Raw genomic sequence first — 11397 nt, 5'->3', positions numbered from 1 at the left:
ATTTTTGATGAAAGACAAAATGGATAACATTAAGTCGAGTCCATGAGTCAACAGTGCTTTAGATAATGCCTAATTGAGGTAGAGGCTAGAAAAAGTGCAGTGGTGACTTAGTCTTAAAGTACTAAAGTAAAATCGTTTAATAAAAGATTGACACTTTGTGAACTACACAGATATTGATTCAAGGTTAATCATCTGTGGTTCTACATAATTACCATAATACTCTGTTCTTTCTATCAAGTTAATAAACTATGTGCGCTAATTCTCAGTATTTTGGATCAGTATCTTGCTTTATTTTTATTTGACTTAACATAAACATTAAATCACAACATATACAATGGATTTAAGTTTAAATTTCTTAAAATAATTATTGAAAAAGTGCTCAGTGTAATGCAAATTATACTAATCCACATGGAACAATATTTTTAAGGTTATCTGAGATGGCTATTTTAAAGAATGTCCCAGTAATGGAAGTACCAGAATGGGCTTCTATTACTGAAAACAAGTATGTGCTCTATTGGACCAATGATAAAGACGGTCGTCATAAGAATATTATTGGAAAACTTGTCTCAGGACTCTCTAAGAGTGGTAAACGCCAATTCCAGCCTAATCAGAACTTTAAAAGTGAGTTTCCAGGTCTGTTTAATGAAGTTTACGGAGACTACTCTGTTGGTGATAGTCAGCTTATTTCTGGAATATATGCGGTTAGCCTAAAGCTATCTGCTGCATGTGGACTCTATCAGACCGTTCAGTACGCATTTGGGGCTAATTTCGGTAATGCCATTATGGACTATGCAATGATGTGCTTTGCGTCTAAAGACAATACCGTCTATCAGCTCAATAACTTTCTTGCTAACCACATGCACTTCTCGGTTTCTGCTTTAAGCTCCTCAAGCATGACTACTCTTTTATCTAGCAAGATTACAGATAGCATGATTGTAAACTTCAAGAATGCGTGGATGGAGGAGTACATAAGAAACCATGATGTTTCGGAGGTTTGGCTCAGTGTAGACGGGACAAACGTAGACTCCAAGCTGGTTGGAAGTGCTTTGGCTGCTAAAGGCAATGCCAAATCAGGAAACAGCGTGGATATCATTGGCCAGATTTGGGCTGTAGATGCTAGCAATGGCATGCCAATAACATGGAGTGTAATTGAAGGTAATGTTCCTGATTGCAAGGCATTTGACAACATTTTGTCTCAGCTTAAAGCGTCAGGCATTAAGGTCAAAGGTGTGCTGCTAGATAGTGGTTTTGCTAGTGAGCAGATAATGAACGCCATTGCTCAGTTGGGGCTTGAGTACATCATCAAGCTTAAAGGAGCATGTAACGGTTATGAGGAGATGTTCTCATTGTATGCAGATGCCATTCGATGCAATGTCATGCATCTTATTTCACGAGATGGACTTTATGGATGTACATCTAAGGCACGAGTATTTCAAAAGAGCTCAGAACCTACAACAGTTGGCTTGTTCTTTAACCACCTTAATGCAACAGAACGTAGTGAGCGTCTAAATACACAGGTTTTTGATGCTATTACTAACGCTAAAGCTGCAATTGATACCCATAGAACACCTGAGATTGATTCAGAAATTAATAGTATTGTTAGCATAGTGAAGGGGGAAAAGGGACAAGCAGATTCTGTTGCTGTTGACTATGCTAAGTGGCAGAAGCTGTTAGATTCAAAAGGATTCTTTGCAATTGCATCTTCTTTAGAGCTAACGGCATCCGAGATGTATCCACTGTATGCATCAAGAAACGCATCTGAACATGCCTTCACCCAAGTTAAAAGTATGCTTGGATTGGATACATTAAGAGGTCATTTGGATGCAGGCGTTGAGGCAAGCATTGCTGTGTCATTCATCGCAGCGGCTCTGCGTGCTCAGTTTGTTCTTGCTTGCGCAAGTGCTAAGTCCGAAACTAATCTTATGTTAGGCAAGTTAAAAAGAGTTGCTGTAGTGAATGGCATAAATGGTGGTTTTTACTCACAGTTTTCAGGTGAAAAGCAGGTAAAATCGTTATTCAACGTGCTAGGTATTACTAACTCAGACCTTTCTGATTTAGCTACTCAAATGAACCAGATCTCTGATCGCGTTAATATTTCAGAGTTTAGGACACTATGTTCTTTTGATAAAGATGGAATTCTTAGTCAATCAGATAGACATCATCTATCAATGCAAGGACAAACGATAGAGCCATCATGCATTGTTGCCAAAGAGTTTGATACGATCCCAGTAAAACGCAAGCCTGGTCGTCCAAAAGGAAGTAAAAACAAAAGAACCCTTGAGCGTGAAAGACATGAGGGTAGGCAAGCAGTAAAACCACCTGCTAAACGTGGAAGACCGTTAGGCCGCAAGAACAACAAGACTCTTGCTAGAGAGGCTGCTGAAGCTTTATTGCCACCAAAGCCACCAGCAAAAATAGGACGTCCCAAAGGCAGTAAGAACAAAAAGACTCTTGAGCGAGAAGCTGCATTATCATTACTCCCGCCCAAGCCTCCAGCTAAGCGCGGTAGACCGTTAGGCCGCAAGAACAACAAGACTCTTGAGCGAGAAGCTGCACTGTCATTACTCCCGCCTAAGCTTCCAGCTAATCGCGGTAGACCATTAGGCAGTAAGAACAACAAGACTCTTGAACGAGAAGCTGCTATGGGGATTGTTGACCATAAATAATGCTACAAAGGCTGAAGCCTCTCATGATGCTATAGGCCTTAAGCAATCTGATTGTCATGAAACTGTACTGCAGGCACTACAACCGCCAAAGCCAAAGGTTGGCAGGCCAAAAGGTAGTAAAAAAGAAAGACTCTAGAGAGAGTCCAAAATGATTAACAATTAAGTTGGCTATTGGTTGCAGTCTCAAAAATAGAGCATTTGCTGTCAACTTTAGTAAGTTGATCCAAAATTAAAGAATTAGCGTATAGAAGCAGTAGTAGAGGGTGAAGATTCAACTTTTTAGACCACTTATGCTACTCAATTGCTTTTTTTAGGCGTGGCTAGATATTTTGTCAAAAGCTTTTTTGCTATGATGAGCTAATGATCTGTACTCAAAGCTTATCTTAAGTGCTCTGTATTAAAGACCAAGCTTTTAGATGGCAAAAGTGCGAGATCTTAGTAATGCAACGCAAGCTGTTTGGAGTTTTTATGACTGCTTTATCAGGCTATGCCTTAGTTGGCGATATCGGCGGCACCAATGCACGTTTAGCTATTTGTAACTTAGCAGACGGTAGCATATCTGATCCAATTATTTACTCTGCTTTAGAGCACGACTCTTTAGAATCAGTAATTCAAAAGTTTCGTCAGGATACTAAGGTAGATTTCACAGCTGCATGTATTGCGATTGCATGTCCAGTCAATCAGGACTATATCAAGATGACTAACAACCCATGGGCTTTTTCAAAGTCACAGCTCAAGGTTAATTTAGGTCTTGATACTCTGCTCGTGGTTAATGACTTCACTGCCATGTGTATGTCTGTTACCTGTCTTGATAAGAAGACTCTCGTCAAGATTGGTGGTGGCGAGCCTGATCCAAACGCTCCAATTGCAGTTTACGGAGCAGGTACTGGTCTAGGTGTTGCTCACCTTATTAAGCACAATGATCTGTGGATCCCACTCTCTGGTGAAGGTGGTCACGTTGATTTAGCCCCAGCCAACATGTCTGAGGACATGATCTTAATTACTCTGCGTGCACGTATTGGCCACGTATCAGCTGAGCGTGTACTCTCAGGCCCTGGTCTTCTGAACCTCTACGAAGCCATTGCAATGCGTAATGAGCGTTTACGTACTGGCTTAACTCCAGCTGACATTACCGCTTCAGCCTTAAGCGCTAACCCAGATCCAGACTGCCTTGAGGCTTTAAACACCTTCTGCCGTCTCATGGGTCGTTTTGGTGGCAATCTAGCTCTGACCTTAGGCACATTTGGTGGTGTTTACGTAGCAGGTGGTGTAGTTCCTCGCTTTATCGACTTCTTCAAGAACTCCAAGTTCCGTGATGCCTTTGAAGATAAGGGCCGTTTCAAGGATTACTTATCTCGTATCCCAACTTACGTAATTACCGAGCCAAAGGCCGGTTTATTAGGCGCTGCAGCCACCTTACGTCAGGAGTTAGGTGCTGTTCTCTAATCGCGCAGCATAAGAGAGAAGAGCCAAGATCTAGCTCTCGCACAGTAAATTGATATGCTCAATCAAGAGCCAAGGTATTCCATCTGATGCCTTGGCTTTTTTTGTTTTTCAGGCAAGGCATTTGTTCCTACCCGTAGGCAGTGTTTAGACTCTATGCGCTTGCTAGGCAATACGTATTAGCTAATGAGTTTGTAATGCTTGAAGGTGTGGATTTTTAAAACGCGTTTCACGCACAAGTTGTCTTTCAAACATAACAGCCAACACAGCTATTACGAGGTTACAGATTGCTATTGGTGATCTTTTGGGAAGGCTTGAAGCTATGCAACGGCAAAGCTTGTATTATTGATGGCAAGTCAGTGGCCGTCAGTGGCAAAGATGGTGATCTCAAGAAATATGGTGATCTCATGAAATATGGTGATCTCAAGAAATAAGGCGAAATTGCTGTGCAATCATTAGGCATTTTTTAGGTGCTGATTGTAAGTTATATCTTGCCCATAAATGGCTTATATATCAAAAACTTTAAAGTAGATACGGCTTTTGATGCCAAGTTATGCTTAGTTTTCTTGATGAAATCTTAGCTTTGGCCTAATTGTGCACTAATCTTGCTCATGTAAGATATTGGTATGGTCATAAGCTTGCGCTTGTTGTTGATATGCCGTTTGATGCAATAAAGCCAAGCTTACTGATCCTATCTGGTTGCTGTGATGCGAAGCTAAGTAGATAGGCCTAGGCTTATCATGATCTTTTGACTCTAGTTTGGCATGCAGTATGTGTTAGCTATCGGCTCTGAGTAGATAACGTTAATGCTCATGGCTCTTTATAGATAAGAAGTCTAATAGCATGGGATTGGTTAATTCTTTTGTCATGCTTAAAGAGGCTAAAAACTAGTTAATGCCTAGCATTGATGAGTTTTTAGGTGTCAAATCGACAGATCTTTTCACTATTGAGCTAAAGATGAGACTTTCATTGGCGATATAATATTAGAGAAATCCGATTCTTAGGAGAATTACTAATGAGCAATATTACTGGTCTCAGCGATAACTTCGGTTTTGAGTTCATGGCCGTTGCTATGACTAAGCGTTCAACTGAGGCTCAGGGCAAGATCGCCATGAGCTTACTCGAGGACACTGCTCAGTCTGTTCAGCAGATCAATGCATCTGCACAGTCAAATGGCCGTGTAGGTTCAGTTATCAACACCAAGGCCTAATTAGCTTTTGTGCATAACTAACTAAAAAAAGCTGCACAACAAAACCGTTGTTGCTGTGTGCAGTCGACTGCACCAGGCGGCTTTCATGTATGATACAACCTTGTCTATAACCCACTGATGTGGCATGTAGGCAAGGTTGTTTTATTTTGGGTCGAACCAACAACATCAAGGGTACAATGTTGCTTACCGTCTTTAGATACTTCCATGATGCTTAGTCATCTTACGCGTGGTGGTAACAGGCAAGAGCGGTGTTTATCATGTGAAAGATAATCTTTGGGCAACTTATGGTGATTGGTTTGATGTTGGGCTTTAGACAGGTCTAGGAAAACACAGATGGCAAGAAAACATGGTTTTGAGCTCGTTGCTCCTTTTGCCGCAGCAGGCGATCAAGTAACTGCAATTGATGCTCTGGTCAAAGGTTTAGAGCGTGGCGATAAAGCTCAAACCTTGCTTGGTGTAACTGGCTCAGGCAAGACTTTCACCATGGCTAATGTGATTGCTAGGCTCAATCGCCCAACCATGATCCTGTCTCACAATAAGACCTTAGCGGCGCAGTTATATGGTGAGATGCGTGAGTTTTTCCCAAATAACGCGGTTGAGTATTTTGTCTCTTACTACGACTACTATCAGCCTGAGGCTTACGTAGCTGCCACAGATACCTTTATTGAAAAGGATGCTAAGGTTAACGACCATATCGATCAGATGCGTTTGAGTGCTACCAAGGCTCTGATGGAGCGCCGCGATACCGTTGTGGTCTGCTCAGTATCTGCGATCTACGGCTTAGGCGAACCAGAGACATATCTTAAGATGATGCTGCACGTATCCCGTGGCGAACAGATTAGCCAGCGTGACATCATTAACCGCCTTTCTGATCTGCAGTACACCCGTAACGATGTTGATTTTGCGCGTTCGACATTCCGTGTACGTGGTGATGTTATTGATATTTTCCCAGCTGAATCCGATGGCTATGCAGTACGTGTTGAGCTGTTTGATGATGAGATTGAGCGTATCTCACGCTTTGATCCTTTAACTGGCCAAATCGAGTGCGATCTGCCACGTTTTACCGTCTTTCCAAAGTCTCACTATGTAACACCTCGTGACATCTTGCTCAATGCTATTGAGCAGATCAAAGTCGATCTTAAGATTAGACGTGAAGAGTTTTTAAAAGAAGGTAAGCTTCTTGAAGAGCAGCGTATTCGTGAGCGTACTCAGTACGATATTGAGATGATCAATGAGGTAGGCTACTGCTCAGGCATTGAAAACTACTCACGCTATCTCACTGGCAAAAAGCCAGGTGAGGCACCACCATGTTTATTTGACTATCTGCCTGATGACGGTCTTTTGATTATTGACGAGTCACACGTAACCGTGCCGCAGATTGGTGCCATGTATAAAGGCGATCGCTCACGTAAAGAGAATCTGATTAACTTTGGTTTCCGTCTGCCGTCTGCCTTTGATAACCGTCCTTTACGTTTTGAAGAGTTTGAAAAGCTTCAGCCTCAAACTCTCTATGTATCAGCAACTCCAGCTGATTACGAAACTGATCTGTCTACTCAGGTGGTTGAGCAGCTCATTCGTCCAACGGGCCTTTTAGACCCAATTATCGAAGTACGTCCAGTGGCTACTCAGGTAGATGATGTGATGTCTGAGATTAGACAACGCGCAGAGCGTAATGAGCGTACTTTAGTCACTACGCTTACTAAGAAGATGGCCGAGGAGCTCACCTCATATCTTGATGAGCATGGGCTTAGAGTACGCTATATGCACTCAGATATCGATGCTGTGGAGCGTATGGACATCATTCGTGACTTACGTTTAGGTGAGTTTGATGCGCTTATCGGTATTAATCTCCTAAGAGAAGGTTTAGATATCCCTGAGGTAAGCTTAGTTGCTGTCTTAGATGCTGATAAAGAAGGGTTCTTACGTTCAACTCGCTCTTTAATTCAGACTGTTGGTCGTGCCGCGCGTAATGTTGAGGGTAAGGCCATCTTCTATGCCGACAAGATCACCGACTCCATGCGTCAGACTATGGATGAAACTGCCCGCCGTCGTGAGATCCAGGATAAATACAATAAAGATCATGGCATTGAGCCAAAGCAGATTAAAAAGAAGATCGTCGATGTTATGGAGGTGGCATTAGCGCACTCTGATGCCTTTAAGGTGCCATATGAAGAGCGTTCCATGCCTACTAAAACCCGTGCTCAATGGGAAAATGAGCGCGAGGTGGATACATTGCAAGGCACTAAGCGCGGCTATCAGGGCGATAAAGCTGCAGCTAAGCTTAAAGATCAAAAGCCAATGGATACTGCCGCAGCCACAGCAAAGGCAGCATCAAAGATGTCCATTGAGGCCTTAGGCAAGTCAGTTACCGCTGATGAAGAAAAAGCCCGCGTCATGTCCTTGCTTATTGCCTTTGTGCAGCGTGAGCAGGGCATTACTATCTCACCTGCAGTTGCATCGGCTTTACGTGAGCTTGGCAATATTTCGCTTGGCGATCTTATGAATAACCTTGCTTCCCATCGTCGCCTGCCAAGTGCCGATGCCTTAGTTAAGGAAGTTGAGCGTATCCAAAAAGAGATGCTCGAACTCGTCCACGAGCTCAAGTTTGAAGAGGCTGCCGTCTTGCGCGATCGCATGAAGGCAATCGACTACATCCTCCTCTTACTGCCTGGCCGCGACTAAAAAGATCAAAGCAAAGCAAGCCCCAAAAGAACAAAGCCAGGCCCTTGCAAGATCACAGCTTGGCCAAAGCAGGGCCCTAGCAAGGCAATACAAGGCAAAAGTTGAGGCTTAATCGCAATGGTGATCTAGAGGAGTAGGCTAGGTAGGATCAGATGGGGCTTGTGAGGGGAAAAGATGAAGTTTAGCAAGGCTGCGCTGCAGCCTTGCTAAAAAGTAGAAAGTGGGGCTGAAATTGAGCTTAGGCTTTTTCGTGACGGTGGAAGAGGGTGTAGATTTCAACGATAGTTTCGATGAACTTGTCGAACACTACATCAAAGTCATCTTCATCATAGTCTGACTCAGGATCAAGCTCACCAACCATGGCCACCATCTCGAGATCTTCTTTTAAGATGCCATTGTTTTCAACGTAGTCAGCTTCCACAATCGAGCCAACGGTTGGCTGGTTTTCACAACACATGCCTAAGTTAAAGCCGTAGGCGATCTCAGTTAGGCAGGTAATGCGGCGCTTTTGGCTTTCTTCTTTTTTAGAAGGCACAAATAATCTGAGCTTATTGTTTTTAAGCTCGCGCTCAAGCTCAATCATCATGGTAGTAAATAAAGCGATACCAGAGCCAGTTAAAGCAGTGCCGCCGTTTAAGATATCTACGGTGATCTTAAGGGCCTTTGAGTCTGATGAGCCACGACCACGTGCGATTAGGCCGAGTAAAAAGCCTTGAGTTACAGCCGGACTTTCTTCAAATGGTGCTGTCTTAAAACCAGGAACTACCTTTTGGTATAAGTCGTTGTTCTTTAATGAGTCCATTAAAACCTCGGCTGCTAGTGTTAGACGATACCCATCTGCAATTAATAAGATGAGAGTATCTTAAGATCTCATATGGCCACCTTCATACTAAGAAATGCACAGACCTTAAACAAACTTATGCAATCCTTAGCGCAAAAGAATGCCATGACCATTAGATTGTCATTAGAAAGGCAAGCTTAGCACATGCTATTGATCCTAGCAAAAGATACTCAATCCAGATAAAAAAGTTATCACCTCAAGATCGTAAGCTCAGCAGCCACTAAGCACGCATCAAACTGACACAAGTAGTTTTAGTTATGTAGACATCGACAAGCTGTTCTTTGACACGATAGGCCACAACTAAGTGTAGATGAGCGAGCTTTAGCTGAAACTTTTATGCTGCAGCTGGCCTGAAGATGGGCATTTTGGCGGGGCTTGAGGGATTGTGCGAGTTTTTTTATGAAAATAATTTAGCAAAAGTGTGAAGTTGATGCTTGCAATTTGTTAGAATAAGGCACTTTTGTTTCACCAAGAGAGCTCTTTAAAATGAATCCAATGCTGAATATCGCAGTTCGTGCCGCACGCGCTGCAGGTAACGTTATTGCTCGCAATATTGACAATGACAACTACAACATCGAGTCTAAGTTTACTGCTGACGACTTAGTAACTGATATTGATCGTGAGTGTGAGCGCACTATTGTTGACGTTCTGCGTAAGTCTTACCGTGACCACGCTATCATAGGCGAGGAGAGCGGTCTTATTGGCGATAAGGATTCAGAGTATGTGTGGATCATCGACCCAATCGATGGTACCACCAACTTCGTTAAGGGTATCCCACACTGCGCCGTTTCTATCGGTCTGCAGCACAAGGGCCGCACCATTGTTGGTGTAGTCTTCAATCCAATCACTAACGAGCTCTTTAGTGCAGCTCGTGGCGAAGGCGCTACTTACAATGGCCGTCGCATCCGTGTTAGCAAGCATCAGTCTTTAGAAGGTGCCGTAATCGGTACTGCTCTTCCTATGCGCTATCGTGAGCGTATGAGTGCTTACATGGAAGTATTCACCCGTCTTATCGACAATGTAGCTGATATCCGTCGTAGCGGCAGTGCTGCTTTAGATCTGTGCTACGTTGCTTGTGGCCGTTTTGATGGCTATTTAGAGCAGGGCTTAAAGCCATGGGACTTCACCGCTGGTGAGCTCATCTTACGTGAGTCTGGCGGTATCGTTACTGACTTTACTGGTGGTTTAGGTTTCACTACCTCTGGTAACTTAGTTGCTGGTAACCCACAGATCGTTCAGGCCTTAGTAACTAAGGTTTGCGATGGCCAAAACCTGCCTGGTATTCTGCGCTAATTAATTCCATACATTTAGACAGTGAGCTAAGACAAAGCTTAGCAAGAGCATGAGTCGTGCTAATAGAGCACGTCCATCATCGCTACACACGCTTCTTGTGAGTCGAAACAAAAAGAGGCTACTGATGCTTACGCATCCGTAGCCCTTTGTTTTTTACGACAGCACAAATTGCCAGAGCCCAACCTCTTTATGGGCTAACCAAGAAGCTAGCCAAAGAGTCGCGCTCAAAGACCTCATCGATCCATTCTTTTGCTGCAATAGCGCTGTTTGCTGGTTTCTCGTGCTCAATGACTTCGTTATAGTAGTCAAGCAGAAGGTATGAACCATTAGCAGCAAGGTAGAGGGTGACTAAATAGCCTTTGTATTTATCATCTACTTTGATCATTAGATCATTCAAAAACACATAGCCATCCGGGCTAACGTTTTGATAGTTCAAATATATTGAGCTATCTACATTAGGATCCATTTTGCCTAGCACCTGTGACTCAACTTCAAAGAGCTGTTTAGGTGTGTATTTGTCGGTTTTACCATCAATAGTGCCAGTGAAGAAGCGATTTGTATCGCTATACTGAGTATTCCAAGCCTCTAGAGCATTGTTAAGCTCAAGAAAATCGCAGTTAACTTTATCTGTTACTTTTAGCCAAACTAAGCCATTTGTTTTGACAAAGTTGCAGGCTTGATCGACAGCACCAAGTCTTTGAGTACCTGTAGGCCTAAAAGGCTCACATTCAATATTGTATTGCTCGCAAAACCACTTAAAGCTAGGGCTAAAAGAAAGATCTTCTTTATTTGCGCCAACGCGGATAATCGAATCATTTTTTAGGCAAGCTATCTTTTTAGGAATGCCGTACTTCTTCAAACATTGAGTAGTTGCGTACAACCATGAAGCTTCGTTTAAATATGGACTAGCCCAGAAGAAGGTCTTGTGCGACCATGGGTAGACAAAAGCGTATACATAGATGAGATACTCGCATTCTTCATCTGCAAATTGAAATGGGGCCTCGGTTACGCTAACTTGCAGCACATCGCCCATTTCATAATTTATTGGCGGTTTAGCTTTTGCCCTCTTTTTAGCCTTAGCCTTAGCTGCTTCATCCTTTTCTTTTTGCTCTCGTGCCAAGTTTAGAAAATATCTAAGATCGCTAATGCATGTGATAAATGACTTATCTAGTAGTGCGTTTCATAAATACGGTAATTAAAAATTAAACATCTAACTCATCGAGTTTGTATCTCCATTTAGGAGCCACGGGAGCCTCATTTAT

At 42.9% G+C, this 11397-nt stretch carries 7 protein-coding genes; 5 read left to right on the top strand and 2 right to left on the bottom strand.

Annotated features, from left to right (window positions below; genetic code table 11):
* Positions 1–437: 437 nt before the first annotated feature.
* The 4 genes from H524_RS0106590 (at position 438) to uvrB (ending at position 8001) form a co-directional block, all read left to right on the top strand.
* The gene (locus tag H524_RS0106590) at positions 438–2666 is read left to right on the top strand and encodes a transposase (protein WP_027939650.1); all 2229 of its coding nucleotides are present in this window, start codon (positions 438–440) and stop codon (positions 2664–2666) included.
* A 468-nt stretch (positions 2667–3134) separates the two neighbouring features.
* The gene (locus H524_RS0106585) at positions 3135–4112 is read left to right on the top strand and encodes a glucokinase (RefSeq protein WP_044121663.1); all 978 of its coding nucleotides are present in this window, start codon (positions 3135–3137) and stop codon (positions 4110–4112) included.
* A gap of 1012 nt (positions 4113–5124) precedes the next feature.
* Positions 5125–5319, top strand: coding sequence for a hypothetical protein (locus H524_RS14650; protein WP_044121660.1), 195 nt, complete (start codon positions 5125–5127; stop codon positions 5317–5319).
* 333 nt (positions 5320–5652) lie between these two features.
* Positions 5653–8001 carry an excinuclease ABC subunit UvrB gene (uvrB, locus tag H524_RS14645; RefSeq protein WP_084281692.1) on the top strand — a complete coding sequence of 783 codons (2349 nt, stop codon included), beginning with the start codon at positions 5653–5655 and terminating at the stop codon, positions 7999–8001.
* Positions 8002–8239: 238 nt separating this feature from the next.
* Here uvrB and H524_RS0106565 read toward each other — a convergent pair whose 3' ends face one another.
* Positions 8240–8803, bottom strand: a complete 564-nt coding sequence (locus H524_RS0106565) for a UPF0149 family protein (RefSeq protein ID WP_027939648.1) — start codon at positions 8801–8803, stop codon at positions 8240–8242.
* A gap of 525 nt (positions 8804–9328) precedes the next feature.
* Between H524_RS0106565 and suhB the strand changes: the two genes are divergently transcribed.
* On the top strand, positions 9329–10135 hold the full coding sequence (gene suhB, locus H524_RS0106560; RefSeq protein WP_027939647.1) for an inositol-1-monophosphatase: 807 nt from the start codon (positions 9329–9331) through the stop codon (positions 10133–10135).
* 187 nt (positions 10136–10322) lie between these two features.
* Here suhB and H524_RS0106555 read toward each other — a convergent pair whose 3' ends face one another.
* Positions 10323–11255, bottom strand: a complete 933-nt coding sequence (locus H524_RS0106555) for a hypothetical protein (RefSeq protein WP_027939646.1) — start codon at positions 11253–11255, stop codon at positions 10323–10325.
* Positions 11256–11397: the final 142 nt, after the last annotated feature.

This window comes from Anaerobiospirillum succiniciproducens DSM 6400 (assembly GCF_000482845.1).
GTDB lineage: Bacteria > Pseudomonadota > Gammaproteobacteria > Enterobacterales > Succinivibrionaceae > Anaerobiospirillum > Anaerobiospirillum succiniciproducens.
This window is presented reverse-complemented; position numbering and strand designations above follow the sequence as displayed.

What these genes read in the sequence shown, in the direction of transcription:
- H524_RS0106565 (WP_027939648.1), bottom strand. Translation starts at nt 8,803, where the DNA reads ATGGACTCATTAAAGAACAACGACTTATACCAAAAGGTAGTTCCTGGT.
- uvrB (WP_084281692.1), top strand. Translation starts at nt 5,653, where the DNA reads ATGGCAAGAAAACATGGTTTTGAGCTCGTTGCTCCTTTTGCCGCAGCA.
- H524_RS0106590 (WP_027939650.1), top strand. Translation starts at nt 438, where the DNA reads ATGGCTATTTTAAAGAATGTCCCAGTAATGGAAGTACCAGAATGGGCT.
- suhB (WP_027939647.1), top strand. Translation starts at nt 9,329, where the DNA reads ATGAATCCAATGCTGAATATCGCAGTTCGTGCCGCACGCGCTGCAGGT.
- H524_RS14650 (WP_044121660.1), top strand. Translation starts at nt 5,125, where the DNA reads ATGAGCAATATTACTGGTCTCAGCGATAACTTCGGTTTTGAGTTCATG.
- H524_RS0106585 (WP_044121663.1), top strand. Translation starts at nt 3,135, where the DNA reads ATGACTGCTTTATCAGGCTATGCCTTAGTTGGCGATATCGGCGGCACC.